Consider the following 12,776-nt stretch of genomic DNA (forward strand, 5'->3'; position numbering starts at 1 on the left):
GCCTTCTCCGTACGTCACGGGCCGGCAACGGCAGCCGAGCCGGACCGGCCGGAAGCCTGGGGGGGTTGGGCCTCCGGCCGGGCCGGTTGAAGGCGTTCGGGCACAGCCCCTGGGGGAAGCGACCGTGCCGACGCCGCTGAGCGGAGCGGTGATCGAGGAGGCCGGGAAGCGGTCGATGCCGCTCGGCGGATCCGGCGCCACGGATCCGGTAGAAACCAGGGAGAGTTGTAGACCTGATCAAGCGTCAACGTCAAGGCCGATCACTGGAGTTGACCAACCGATCAAGGAAATACATGGCCGGAACACAACTGACGCGAATTCAACACCCTTTTTTCACAACTGTCTTGACCCTGAAAAGTAACCGCCGGTAACTTTCGGCATGGCTACTGCTGCGTAACGAGAAAGCCCTTGCGCCCGCCGGGAGTTGCGAGGAGGCGTGCGCGGCAGCCGCTGTCCGCGCCAGGACAACGTGCCACTGAAGCCCAACCCGCGTGACTAATGCATGGGAGCAGACATGGCCTCGTCCCCGGACGTTCCGTCCGCCGACAACACGCCAGAGAACCCGGGAAGCGGTTCTCTTTCCGAAACACCAGAGACCACCGGGGCCACCGGAGGGGTACAGAGACGGGGGCGGGTCCGGGGACGCCGGGCCGCCATGATGGCCGTGCCGGCCACCCTGGCCGTCGCCGGCCTCGCGGTCCTGACCGCGCAGGGGGCGCTGGGGGTGACGCTCTACATCTCCGGCATGCCCTTCACGGTCACCGCCAAGTCGCTCGACGGCACCGGCTTCGAGCAGTTCGGCGGGCTCGACACCATGGCCGACGGCAGCCCGAACGCCGGTGACACCGGCGGCCAGGTGCTGGTCGTCACCTCCGCGATCAAGAAGGCGACCCTGGACAGCCTGTGCCAGAGCGTCGACCTCGGCGGTACCAACCTGCTCATCAAGGCGGGCAGCGGCTCGTCGAAGGTGCAGGCGACCGATCTGACCACCGACTCGACCCTGCTGACGGGCGACGCGTCCTTCAACAACATCGAGATCGGCAACGACGCGAGCACGCTGACCAAGGCAGGTGTGAAGGGCCCGATCGGCGTCTTCAGCCAGCAGGCGGACACCGTGCACATCGACAACCTGCGGCAGACCAACTACAAGACGACCGCCGGGACGTTCACGCTTCCCGGCCTGAAACTCAGCTTCAGCGACACGGGTTGCTGATGTCCGGCACAGACACTCCAGTTGAGGGGTGGCGGCCCGCCTTCCGCGCTTGGCGGGCCCGTCGGCCGTTCCTGGGCGGGTTGCTGCTGACCCTGGGCGGCGGGTGGATCCTGCTCACCGTGAAGGCCTCGTTGAAGGTCGTCATCCATGTCGGCGTGCAGGGTGTGGCGGGCTACCTGCTGCCGGTGGTCATGGTGCTGTGCGGCCTGTTGACCCTCTTCAGCCCCTCGCAGCGCCTCTTCTACTCCGTCCTCGGCCTGCTGTGCTCCCTGGGCAGCTGGGTCACCTCCAACCTGGGCGGCTTCTTCGTGGGCCTCATCCTCGGGGCCGTCGGCAGCTGCATGATCTTCGGCTGGCTGCCGGACCAGGAGCCGCGGGTGAGCCGCCGCAAGCGGCGCAAGGCGGCGCGGGCGGCCGCGCAGACGCAGGGCTTCGGGGGAGGCGCGGGAGAACCCGCCTGACCCTTCGGAGGAGGCGGACCGATGCATTCGGTCCGCCCTTTCGTGCGTCCGGGGCGTTTTTCGGCGCTCCGCTCCCCCGAACAGGTGACTTGGGAACTTCTTTGCCGTTCTTGCCAGTTCATTGGACAGCCGGACGGCGTGGTGCCGTCCGGGTGTGCGGGACGAGTGCGGTGAAGGAGCGGCGGGGTCATGGTGTTCAAGCGGCTGCTGGGGGCGATCGGTGTCGGCGGACCCTCGGTGGACACGGTGCTGGACGGCGGCGCCGTGGTGCCCGGTGGAATGCTGGCGGGGCGGGTGTGGCTGAAGGGCGGCTCGGCGGCGGTGGAGGTCGAGCACATCGGGCTCGAGCTGCTCGCCCGTGTGGAGGCCGAGCACGAGGAGGGGGAGAGCGAGGGCGGGGTCGTCTTCGAGCGGTTCACCGTGGGCGGCGGCTTCCGGCTGGGGGCGGAGGAGGAGCGGGAGGTGCCGTTCGCCGTGCCGCTGCCGTGGGAGACGCCGGTGACCGAGCTGCACGGCCAGCCGCTGGGCATCGTGCTCGGGGTGCGTACCGAGGTCGGGGTGGCCGGCGCCCGGGACAAGGGCGATCTGGATCCGCTCGCCGTCGGGCCGCTGCCGGTCCAGGAGTCGGTCCTGGAGGCCCTCGGGCAACTGGGCTTCGGTTTCCGCTCGGCGGATCTGGAGTACGGCCGGATCGGCGGCACCGGCCAGCAGTTGCCGTTCTACCAGGAGGTGGAGCTGACCCCGGCGCCGCGGTACGCGCACGCGGTCCAGGAGATCGAGCTGACCTTCCTCGCCTCCCCCGCGGGGCTGGAGGTGGTGCTGGAGGCGGACAAGCGCGGTGGACCGTTCTCCTCCGGGCAGGACGCGCTGGCGCGGTTCACGGTGCGCCACGAGGACACCCACGCACTTGACTGGAACAGCGAGGTCGACGGCTGGATCCGCCAGCTGATCGACCACCGCGAGGCCTACGGCACCCATGCGGCGTACGGCCACGGCGAGCACTACGGCGAACAGCACCACGGCGGGGAGCACGACGGCCACCACCGCTCCGGACCGGGCCTGGGCACGGCGGTCGCCGCGGGTGCGGCGGGCCTCGCGGTGGGCGTGGTCGGCGGAATGGTGGCGGCCGAGGTGGTCGACGAGATCGGCGACTTCTTCGAAGGTGACGAAGGAGACGACGACTAGCCGAGGGCCGGGGGACGGCGGGAAAGCCGCCGCCCGTGCCTTCGACCGGGGGGCGTCAGCTCGCGGTGACGGTCGGCCCGCCGGCCGTCCGAGGCTCGGGCTGCGCGGGCGTCACGACCGGCTCCGCCGCCATCTGTACCGACGTCGGCTCCACCGGGGCCGCCGCCTCGTCCGACTTCATCGCCTTCGCCTCGCTCTTGAGGATGCGCATCGACTTGCCCAGGGCCCGGGCGGTGTCGGGCAGCTTCCGGGAGCCGAAGAGCACGATGAAGACGATCGCGACGATCAGCAGGTGCCAGGGTTCCAGTCCGTTGCGGAGCATGACCGCCCCCTCCCTTTCTCACGTTGTTCCGTGCCGACGGAGGGTGCTTTCCGCGCCCCGGCCGGGCAGCGACGATTGCTACATTGCGCAACTGTACAACCCGGTGTGCGGAACAGTCTCCCCACCCGGCCCAGCGGTTTGCTACGGCCGGCGCCGGGCGTGCCGGGCTCGCGCCGCCCGCAGTGCCAGGGCGTACAGGCCGAGGACGGCGGCGAGCAGCAGGTGGAAGGCGGGGGGCAGCCCGGTCATGCCCAGGGCCGCGCCCAGCGGGCTCGGCGGCAGCAGCACACCGACGGCGGCGAGGACGGCGGCGGCCCGGCCGATGGGTCCGCGGCGGCTGCCGCCGCGCAGCAGGAACATCACCAGGGCCTGGGTGAGGAGGTTCTCGGTGAACCAGGCCGAGTGGAAGACCGCCTGGTCGTCTAGGGCGTCGGGACCGCGCAGGGCGAGCGCGAGGACGCCGAAGGTGGCGAGGTCGGCGATCGCGTTCAGCACCCCGAAGCCGGTGATGAACCGCAGGAAGGCGCGGGGCCGCAGCGCGGTCGGGCGGCGCAGCGCCGCGGGCCGCGGGCGGTCGTGGGCGAAGGCCAGCTGGGCGGCGTCGAAGCAGAGGTTCTGGGCGAGCACCTGGGCCGGGAGCATCGGCAGGAAGGGCAGCAGCAGGCCGGCGGAGAGCATCGCGATGACGTTGCCGAGGTTGGAGGAGAGCGTGACCCGTAGATAGGAGGCGATGTTGGCGCTGCTGTGCCGGCCGGCGGTGACGGCGTGCCCGATCGCGCCGAGGTCCTTCTCGGCAAGCACCACGTCGGCGGTCTCGCGGGCGAGGTCCACGGCGGTGCGGGGGGCGATGCCGACGTCGGCGGCGCGCAGGGCGGCCAGGTCGTTGACCCCGTCGCCGAGGAACCCGACGGTGTGCCCGGCGGCGCGCAACCCCGCGACGATCCGGGCCTTGTCCTCGGCGGTGCAGCGGGCGACGACGGTGGCGTCGAGGTCGAGCGGGTCGCCGGCCGCCGCCACCCGGCCGGGGTCCAGGCCGAGTTCCCGGCAGGCGCGGGCCGCCGTCTCCGGGTGGTCGCCGGTGAGCACGCGGATGGTGATGCCGAGGCCGGTGAGGGTGCGCAGGGCCTCGGCGGCTCCGGGGGCGAGGGCGTCGCGGAAGGTGACCAGGCCCCGGAAGGTGAGGCCGTGCTCGTCGGCGGCGGGGTACGGGCGGCTGCGGGCGCCGGCGGTCCCCCCGCGTGAGCGGAGCCCGGCGCCGGGGCGTTCGGCGGTGGCGACGGCGAGGACGCGCAGCCCGGTGGCGGCCTCGCGGGCGGCGAGGGCGAGGAGGCGCTCGCGTTCGGCGGGGTCCAGGGCGCAGCGGTCCAGTACGGCCTCGGCGGCGCCCTTGGTGATGAGGAGAGGGGTGCCCGGCAGGCCGGTGACGACGGCGGTGGCGGTGCGCCGCTCGGGGTCGAAGGGCACGGCGTCGATGCCGTCGTACTCCTCCCCCACCGGTCCGGCCGCCGTGAGCAGGGCCTCGTCCAGGGCGTCGGGGGCGGGCAGTTCGGCGAGCTGGAGGGTCCACCAGGCGCCGACGGCCGCCCAGCGCAGCACCTCGGGGTCCTCCTCGCCGTCCGGTCCGAGCGCGCGTTCGACGACGGGCCTGTCCTGGGTGAGGGTGCCGGTCTTGTCCAGGCAGAGGACGTCGGCGGCGCCCAGGTCGTGCAGCGCGGGCAACCGCCGTACGACGACCCGATGGGCGCGGGCGAGCAGCGCGGCGCCCCGGGCCAGACAGGTGGTGACGACCACCGGGAGCATCTCGGGGGTGAGTCCGACGGCGACCGCGACCGCGAAGGGCAGCGTCTCCAGACCACGTCCGCGCAGGCCCGCGTTGGCCATGAGGACGAGGGGCGGGGTCAGCAGCATGAACCGGATCAGCACCCAGGAGATCCCGTGCACGGACCGGTCGAAGGCGCTCGCCTCCCGTCGTCCGGCGGCGGTGGCCTGCGCGGCGGCGAACCGGGTGCGCTCCCCCGTCGCCACGACCACCGCCGTGGCGCTGCCGGAGGCGATGCCGCTGCCCTGGAAACAGAGGTGGGGCTCGTCGAAGGGGCCGGTGCCGGCGGGCCGGGGCACGTCCACGGCTGCCTTGGCGACGGGTGCCGACTCGCCGGTGAGCACGGCCTGGTGCACCGTCAGCCCACGGGCGCGCAGAAGGCGGACGTCGGCGGGCACCAGGTCGCCCGGGCCGAGCCGTACGACGTCGCCGGGGACCAGGTCGGCGACCGTGACCTCGCGGGTCCGCGGCTCCGCGTCCGGGCCGGCGCGGCGCAGCACGGTGGCCGTGCCCGCGACGAGTTCGCGCAGGGCGGCCAGGGAGAGGTCGGCGCGGTGTTCGCCGGCGGCCCGCAGTGCGGCGCTGACCACGACCAGGGCGAGGATCACGACGGCCGTGCCCCAGGAGGCGACGAGGGCCGAGACCAGGCCGAGAGTGAGCAGGACCGCGGTGAACGGGTCGCGCAGGGCCCGGGCGCAGCGCAGCGGCCAGGAGGCGGTGCCCGGCCGGGGCGGGGTGTTCTCGCCGAGGTCGGCGAGCCGGGCCGCGGCGTCGGCCTCGGTGAGCCCGCGCGGCCCGGTGTCCAGTCGGCGCAGCACCTGCAGGGAGGTGGCGGCCTCGTCCTCAGAGGCCATGGAGCCGGCGGGGCGCCGGGACGTCGGCGCCGGTGGTGCGGGCGGTGAGGCGGCCGACGAGGAGCCGTACCACGTCGACGACGTCCGGGTCGTCCACGAGGTACACCTGACGACGGCCCTCCCGGCGGGAGCGGACCAGACCGGCGAGCTTCAGCTTGGTGAGGTGCTGGCTGACGGCGGGCAGCGCGCCGCCGACCCGCTCGGCGAGGCCGGTGACATCGCTCTCGCCCTGGGCCAGCGCCCAGACGATGTGCAGCCGGGCGGGCGAGGCGAGCAGCCCGAAGGCGGCGGCCGCTTCCGTGAGCACGTCCGCACCGGGGTCGTCGTCACCTCTGCCGGGCTCTGTCGCCACCGTCGCCGTCCTCCTGTCCACCGGATCGAGGAACCAGTTTAGGACGAGGGAACTTATCGTCGGCCGGGTCAGTTTCTACGGTGTTGTAGAAGTTGGTTTGCCGGCAAGCAAGCCTCTTACCCACCGAGGAGTGAGTGCGCATGGCCCTGTGGGACCGCATCAAGGATTCCGCGACGCAGATGCAGACCCAGCTCGTGGCGAAGAAGAACGACCTGAAGAGCGGCGCGTTCCGCGACGCGAGCATGGCGATGTGTGCGCTCGTGGCGGCCGCCGACGGCACCATCGACCCGGCGGAGCGGCAGCGGGTGGCCCAGCTCATCGCCACCAACGAGGTGTTGCAGAACTTCCCGGCGGACGACCTGCGCCGTCGTTTCGAGGAGAACCTGAACAAGCTGACCGCCGACTTCGCCTTCGGCAAGGTGAGCGTGCTCCAGGAGGTCGCCAAGGCGAAGAAGAAGCCGGCCGAGGCGCGTGCCGTCATCCAGATCGGCATCGTGATCGGCGGCGCGGACGGCGACTTCGACAAGACGGAGCAGGCCGTGGTGCGCGAGGCGTGCTTCACGCTCGACCTGCCGCCGCACGAGTTCGACCTCTGACCAGCGCACCCGGGGCGGGTGCCGGTCCGCGACGGCCTCGGCCCACCGGACGGGTCCGGTGGGCAGAGGCCGTCACCGTCGGGGACGGCCTGGAAGGGTGACGACCGGAAAGGGTCAGGCGCGGGTCAGCTGAGGCCGGCCTTCTTCAGCCAGGCCTTGGCGACGTCCAGCGGGTCCTTGTTGTCCGACTGCACCTGGGTGTCCAGGTCCAGCAGGGTCGCCGTGTCCAGCTTGGCGGAGACGGCGTTGAGGGCGTCGACGGCCGTCTGGTTCAGGGCGCTCTTGTAGACCAGGGGCTGGACGTTCTCGAAGCCGAAGAGGTTCTCCGGGTCCTGCAGGACGACGAACTTCTCCTTGGTGATGGTCGGGTCCGTGCTGAAGATGTCCGCGGCCTGTACCGCGTTCTTCGTCAGGGCGGCCTCCGTCAGCGCGCCGCCCGCGTCGAGCGCCTTGAAGGACTTGAACTCCAGGCCGTACACGGACTTCAGGCCGACCAGGCCCTGCTGGCGGGTCTGGAACTCCGGCGAGGCGCCGATGACCAGGTCCTTGGCGATGCCCTTGAGGTCGGCTATGGAGGACTTCGCGGTGAGGTTGTACTTGGCGGCGGTCGTCGCGTTGAGCGTCACCGTGTCCTTGTCCTGCGCGTCCGCCGGGTTCAGCAGCGTCAGCTTGGAGTCCAGCTTGGCCTCGATGGCCTTGGTGGTCTCGTCGACCGTCTTCGGAGCGGCCTTGGGGTCGAGGTAGGCGAGCAGGGCTCCGTTGTACTCGGGCAGGACCGAGATCGATCCGTTCTTGAGCAGACCGTAGGTGGTCTCGCGGCTGCCGATGTTCGGCTTGTAAGTGACCTTGACACCCTTGGCTTTGAGCGCTTCGCCGTAGATGTCCGCGATCAGGGTGCTCTCGGCGAAGTTGTTGGAGCCGACGACGACGGCGTCGCCGCTCGCCTTGCTGTCCGACAGCGGGTCGGACTTGCTGTCGCTGGAGGAGGAACAGCCCGCCAGCAGGGCCGTCGTCGCGGCGAGTGCGACGGCCGCCGCACCTCGGTATGTCCGGATTGACCTGCTGGGAAGGGTGTTGGAAGTCACGGTTGCCGTTCCGGGAGCTGAGGGAAGGGTGGGGGTGTAGCGAACCACTCCGCACGATCCAATCCAGCCTCTTCTCGGTCAGTCAAGTGTCTCCGGGTCACCGATTGGCTTCGATCCGTGGCCAGTTGTGGATGGAGAGCGGTCTCTTTGTAACGGATTCTTGATAAAGAGCAAGCGGAACGGCGCTTCAAGAACGCTGTAGTCTCACCGCAGTTGATATCGGTCACAGCGGTGCACGGGGCCCGCTACTCGGTGTCGTTCCGCAACAGCTCGGGGTGAAGACGCCCCCACAGACCAGACACCCTGATGAAGGAGGCCCGGTGTCCACGAACCAGGTGGACGCGCCCGTCCGTCCCACCCCGCAACGGGGCGGGATACGGGGATTCGCCGACCGTTGGCCCTTCCGGCGCAAGCTCAACCTGCTGGTCGGAGTACCGCTCGCCGTCATCGCCGTACTGCTCGCGTATGTCTTCACCGACCTGGTGCAGCAGTCCACCAGCGCGGACTCCGCGGCGCAGCTGGTCCGGGACAGCACCCAGGTGGCACGGCTCGTGGACAAGGTCGAGGCGGAGCACCAGCAGGCGATCCTGCTCTCCGCACGGTACGAGTCCGGAAACAGCAGGCCCTCGCCGCGCGCCTACCAAGCCGCCCAGGACGCGGTGGACTCCCAGGTCGAGAAGGTCCGTCAGACTTTCGGCGACCGGCTGCCGGGCACCGAGGCGGACGCCCTCAGGCAGGTCGAGGGCCTGTCCAGCCTGCGCGACTCCGTCGAGCAGGCGTACCTGCCGGCCGACAACATCGACCCCGCGTACTCCAACGCGTCCAACGACCTGATCGACGGCCTCGGCCTGGACCGCAACACCAACCTCGCCTCGACCTTCACCGGCAACCTCCTGGACTCGCTGCTGCGCGCGGACGCCGCCCACGGCGCCTTCGAGACCAACGTGCTGGCGGCGACCACCGGGGACACCAACGCGCTGATCGAGTTCACCAACGCGGTCGGCGCCTACGACCTCTACCAGCACCAGGCCGACCGGTTCGGCCGGTTCGCCTCCGACGGGCAGGCCCAGCAGCTTGCCGGTCTCGAACACACCAAGGCGCAGGGCAAGATCGCCCAGTCCTACGCCGAACTGCAGATCGATCCGACCAAGCTGGTGTCGGGCAGCCCGGAACAGATCCAGCTGGCGGTCAAGGACGCACTGGCCGACTACCCCGCCTACCTCGACCAGGCCGCCGCCCGGCTGGCCATCACCACCTCGCTCATCGGCCAGATCGCCGACCGGGCCGACTCCGCCGCCGACTCCGCCCGCTGGCGCGCGATCTGGCTGCTGACCGGCGCGCTGCTCGGCTTCGTCCTGTGGCTCGCCCTGTCGGTGCTGGTGCGCCGCTCGGTGATCCGCCCCGTGCAGGCCCTGACCGGGGTCGCGCACGAGGTCGCCGAGGTGGCGGGCCGCGAACTCGCCCGCGTCGCCGACGACGACGCCGAGGACGCCGGTCCGCCCCGGCTGCGGGACATGCCGGTCACCGCCCGGGACGAGATCGGTGACCTGGCCGAGGCGTTCAACCAGGTGCAGACCACGGCCGCGGCGCTCCTGGAACGCCAGGTGCTCAGCCGCCGCAACACCGCCGAGATGTTCGGCAACGTCGGCCGCCGCGTCAGCAACCTGACCACCCGCCAGCTGGCCTTCATCGACGCGGTGGAACGGGCCGAGACCGACCCGGCGCTCCTGGAACGCCTCTACTCCATCGACCACATCGCCGTCCGTCTGCGCCGCAACGCCGACAGCCTGATGCTGCTGGCCGGCATCCGCGAGACCGTGCTGGCCGCCGGTCCCACCCCGGTGTCCAACGTCGTGCGGGCCGCGCTCGGCCAGATCGAGGGGTACCAGCGGGTACGGCTGTACGCCGGCACGGACGCCGTGATCGAGCCGGACATCATCGGCGACCTCACCCTGATGGTGGCCGAACTCCTGGAGAACGCGGTGTCGTTCTCCCCGGCGGGCAGCCCGGTCGAGGTGACCGTGCGCTCCGGCGACGCCGGTGCGCACGTCGTCGTCACCGACCACGGCCTCGGTATGAGCGCCGAGCGGCTGGCCGAGGAGAACGCCCGGCTCATCCGCCGTGAGCGCCTCGACCTGGTGCCGACCAAGGTGCTCGGCCTGTTCGTGGTGGGTGCGCTGGCCCGGCGCTGGGAGATCGGCGTCGAGCTGACCCGGACCCCGGGCGGCGGTGTCACCGCCGAAGTGACGCTGCCCGCACGCCTGTTGCTGACGATGAGCGCGGTGGCCGACACCGCCGGCAGCCCGCTCGTCGTGGAGCCGACGGCACCGACCGAGCCGACCGGACCGACCCCGGCGGCCTCGGTGCCGGCCGGCCAGGCCCCGGCGCGCAACGGTGCGGCCACGCCGAGCTGGGCCACCGGCCCGGAGCACGCCGCCGCGGAGCCCGAGGGCCCGCTCCCCCGCCGGGTGCCGCGCCGCGAGCCGACCGCCGACGCCGGGACGGCCCCGCAGATCCCGGCCGCGCGCATCGGTGAACCCCCGGTCGACACCGCCGACGGCAGCCGCCCGCTGCGCCGCCGGGTACGCGGCGCCACCCTGCGGACCACCGTCGGCGCCGCCCAGGCCCTCTCCCAGCCGCCGCGCACCCGTGACGCCGAGGCCGAGCGGAACGCCCTCGACGAGTTCGAGGCGGCGGTGGAGCGCGCCCGGCGCGACAGCGACACCGGCAGCCACGAGCGGCCCGCGCCGCACCCCCGAACGAATCCGCCGCACGACCAGATCCACCTTCCGGAAGGAGCCGAGCAGTGAGCACGTCGACAGGTGACACCCCGACGGGCGGCATCACGCCGACCGACCTGCAGGCGGCCGCAGCCGACTTCACCTGGCTGCTGAACCGCTTCGCCACCGAGACCGCAGGCGTGGTCGACGCGATCGCCGTGTCCTCCGACGGCCTTTTGATCGCCGTATCGGAGCTGCGCGAGCGCGCCCACTCCGAGCGGCTGGCCGCGATCGTCTCCGGCATCACCAGCCTGGCCGCCGGCGCCTCCGGCAACTACGGTCTGGGCGGCCTCAACAAGGTCATCATTGACCTGGAGGGCGGCCATGTCATCGTCTCCGCGATCGGCAACGGCGCCGTGCTCGGCGTGGTCGCCGACAACGAGGCCAAGCTCGGCAACATCGCCTACGAGATGACGTTGTTCGCCAACCGCGCCGGTGCGGCGCTCAGTCCGCAGCTCGTCCTGGAGCTGAAGAACAGCGTCGGCGTCCCACAGACGCGCTGACCGGGATCCCCGGTCGAGAGAGGAAGACACAGCCATGGCGGACGGCTCACCGCCCCCGGGCAGCGACCCGGTCGGCCCCGCCCCCGCCGTACGGCCGTTCCTGGTCACCGCCGGCCGGGTGGCGGACAGCGCCTCCGGACCGGCGATGCCCGTCGAGACCCAGGTGGTGGCCACCGCCGCCGGGCTCGCCGTGCTGGACCGGCTCTCCTTCGAGCAGCACGACATCATCGCGGCGTGTCGGCTTCCGCAGTCGCTCGCGGAACTGGCGGCCCGGCTGCGGCTGCACCTCAACGTGGTCCGGGTGCTGGCCGAAGACCTGCGCGAGGCCGGGCAGCTGACGGTCCACGTGCCCGACTTCGAGGCCACCCACGACTCGTCCGTCCTGCGCAGGGTTATCGATGGCCTGCGGGCCATCCCCGACTCCCGAGGGGTACTCCGTGACACCGACTGACTCGCTGACCCGGGGCGCCGGGCGTACGGCCGTCCGGCCGCCGCTGCCGGTGAAAATGGTCATCGCGGGCGGTTTCGGCGTGGGCAAGACCACCGCCGTAGGCTCGATCTCGGAGATCGAGCCGCTGACCACCGAGGCGTCGATCACCGAGGTCGCGGCGGGTGTGGACGACCTCTCGCTCACCCCGCGCAAGACGACCACGACCGTGGCGATGGACTTCGGCTGCATCACCATCGACCCGACGCTGAAGCTGTACCTGTTCGGCACTCCCGGGCAGGAGCGGTTCGGCTTCATGTGGGACGACATCGTGGAGGGCGCGCTCGGCGGGCTCGTCATCGTTGACACGCGTCGCCTGGACGACTGCTACGCCGCGGTCGACTACTTCGAGCACAAGGGGATCCCGTTCGCCGTCGCGATCAACGCGTTCGACGGGCAGGTGGAGCACACGCTGGACGAGGTGCGCTGGGCGCTGGACGTCGCCGAGGGGACGCCGCTGGTCGTCTTCGACGCGCGTGAACGGGGTTCGGTGCGGGATGCGCTGCTCGTCGTGCTGGAACTGGCGTTGGCGCGGAGTGGGGGGTAGTCGGTGAGGTGAGTGGGGAACTGTCCGCCGCGTGGAGCTGGTCGCGCCCACGCGGCGGAGCCGCATATTGATACCGTGCCGCGCCCCTGCGGGGCGCTGCCCCTGAAGGAGCGCTAGCTCCGCCGTACTCCGGGCGAGACCGTCAGTCTCTGCACCGCCCAGAAGATGCCCAGCGTCGCCAGGGCCATCGCCGCCACCAGGGTGGCGCCGCCCACCACCTTCTCGTAGTTCTTCTGGTAGAGGCCGTCGATGATGTACCGGCCCAGGCCGCCGAGGCTGATGTAGGCCGCGATCGTCGCCGTCGAGACGATCTGGATGGCCGCCGAGCGCAGACCGCTGAGGATCAGGGGCAGCGCCACCGGGAGTTCGACCTGGAAGAGGATGCGTGGTTCGGTCATGCCCATGCCCCGGGCGGCGTCCACCGGGGACGGGTCGACCGAGCGGAGTGCCTCGTACGTCGTGACCAGGATCGGCGGTACGGCGAGGATCACCAGCGGGATCATCACCGGCAGCGTGCCGAAGCCCAGCCAGATGAACATCAGGACCAGCAGGCCGAAGCTGGGCAGGGCACG

Annotated in this window: 13 protein-coding genes; 8 read left to right on the top strand and 5 right to left on the bottom strand. The window is 71.5% G+C overall.

The window, feature by feature from the left end:
- Positions 1–514 precede the first annotated feature (514 nt).
- From ABZ646_RS26350 to ABZ646_RS26360, 3 genes are all read left to right on the top strand, one after another.
- Complete coding sequence (locus ABZ646_RS26350; RefSeq protein WP_360523648.1) at positions 515–1,213, top strand: DUF6230 family protein; 699 nt, start codon at positions 515–517, stop codon at positions 1,211–1,213.
- Positions 1,213–1,674 carry a DUF6114 domain-containing protein gene (locus ABZ646_RS26355; protein ID WP_360523651.1) on the top strand — a complete coding sequence of 154 codons (462 nt, stop codon included), beginning with the start codon at positions 1,213–1,215 and terminating at the stop codon, positions 1,672–1,674. Before ABZ646_RS26350 ends, ABZ646_RS26355 begins: the two co-directional genes overlap by 1 nt.
- A gap of 189 nt (positions 1,675–1,863) precedes the next feature.
- Entirely contained in the window at positions 1,864–2,859 is a 996-nt protein-coding gene (locus ABZ646_RS26360; RefSeq protein WP_360523654.1) for a sporulation protein, read from the top strand.
- 55 nt (positions 2,860–2,914) lie between these two features.
- Here ABZ646_RS26360 and tatA read toward each other — a convergent pair whose 3' ends face one another.
- From tatA to ABZ646_RS26375, 3 genes are all read right to left on the bottom strand, one after another.
- On the bottom strand, positions 2,915–3,181 hold the full coding sequence (gene tatA, locus ABZ646_RS26365) for a Sec-independent protein translocase subunit TatA (protein ID WP_360523657.1): 267 nt from the start codon (positions 3,179–3,181) through the stop codon (positions 2,915–2,917).
- A 141-nt stretch (positions 3,182–3,322) separates the two neighbouring features.
- Positions 3,323–5,854, bottom strand: a complete 2,532-nt coding sequence (gene mgtA / locus ABZ646_RS26370) for a magnesium-translocating P-type ATPase (RefSeq protein WP_360523660.1) — start codon at positions 5,852–5,854, stop codon at positions 3,323–3,325.
- Positions 5,844–6,206 (bottom strand): metalloregulator ArsR/SmtB family transcription factor, encoded by a 363-nt coding sequence (locus tag ABZ646_RS26375; protein ID WP_360523663.1) that lies wholly within the window; start codon positions 6,204–6,206, stop codon positions 5,844–5,846. The genes mgtA and ABZ646_RS26375 overlap by 11 nt, the downstream gene beginning before the upstream one ends.
- 140 nt (positions 6,207–6,346) lie before the next feature.
- Between ABZ646_RS26375 and ABZ646_RS26380 the strand changes: the two genes are divergently transcribed.
- Positions 6,347–6,802, top strand: coding sequence for a TerB family tellurite resistance protein (locus ABZ646_RS26380; protein ID WP_351729144.1), 456 nt, complete (start codon positions 6,347–6,349; stop codon positions 6,800–6,802).
- Between the two features lie 125 nt (positions 6,803–6,927).
- Here ABZ646_RS26380 and ABZ646_RS26385 read toward each other — a convergent pair whose 3' ends face one another.
- Complete coding sequence (locus tag ABZ646_RS26385) at positions 6,928–7,887, bottom strand: ABC transporter substrate-binding protein (protein ID WP_360523666.1); 960 nt, start codon at positions 7,885–7,887, stop codon at positions 6,928–6,930.
- Between the two features lie 320 nt (positions 7,888–8,207).
- Between ABZ646_RS26385 and ABZ646_RS26390 the strand changes: the two genes are divergently transcribed.
- From ABZ646_RS26390 to ABZ646_RS26405, 4 genes are read left to right on the top strand one after another with little or no spacing between them, the layout of a single operon-like run.
- The gene (locus ABZ646_RS26390; protein ID WP_360523669.1) at positions 8,208–10,697 is read left to right on the top strand and encodes an ATP-binding protein; all 2,490 of its coding nucleotides are present in this window, start codon (positions 8,208–8,210) and stop codon (positions 10,695–10,697) included.
- Positions 10,694–11,170 (top strand): roadblock/LC7 domain-containing protein, encoded by a 477-nt coding sequence (locus ABZ646_RS26395; RefSeq protein WP_046732636.1) that lies wholly within the window; start codon positions 10,694–10,696, stop codon positions 11,168–11,170. The genes ABZ646_RS26390 and ABZ646_RS26395 overlap by 4 nt, the downstream gene beginning before the upstream one ends.
- 34 nt (positions 11,171–11,204) lie before the next feature.
- A complete protein-coding gene (locus tag ABZ646_RS26400; protein WP_358976133.1) occupies positions 11,205–11,621 on the top strand; it encodes a DUF742 domain-containing protein in 417 nt (138 codons plus the stop codon).
- The gene (locus ABZ646_RS26405; protein ID WP_046732638.1) at positions 11,608–12,204 is read left to right on the top strand and encodes an ATP/GTP-binding protein; all 597 of its coding nucleotides are present in this window, start codon (positions 11,608–11,610) and stop codon (positions 12,202–12,204) included. The genes ABZ646_RS26400 and ABZ646_RS26405 overlap by 14 nt, the downstream gene beginning before the upstream one ends.
- A gap of 113 nt (positions 12,205–12,317) precedes the next feature.
- On the opposite strand, the gene ABZ646_RS26410 is transcribed toward ABZ646_RS26405, so the two are convergent.
- On the bottom strand, positions 12,318–12,776 hold a 459-nt coding region (locus ABZ646_RS26410), incomplete at its 5' end, for an ABC transporter permease (RefSeq protein WP_360523673.1).

This window comes from Streptomyces sp. NPDC007162 (assembly GCF_040634175.1).
GTDB lineage: Bacteria > Actinomycetota > Actinomycetes > Streptomycetales > Streptomycetaceae > Streptomyces.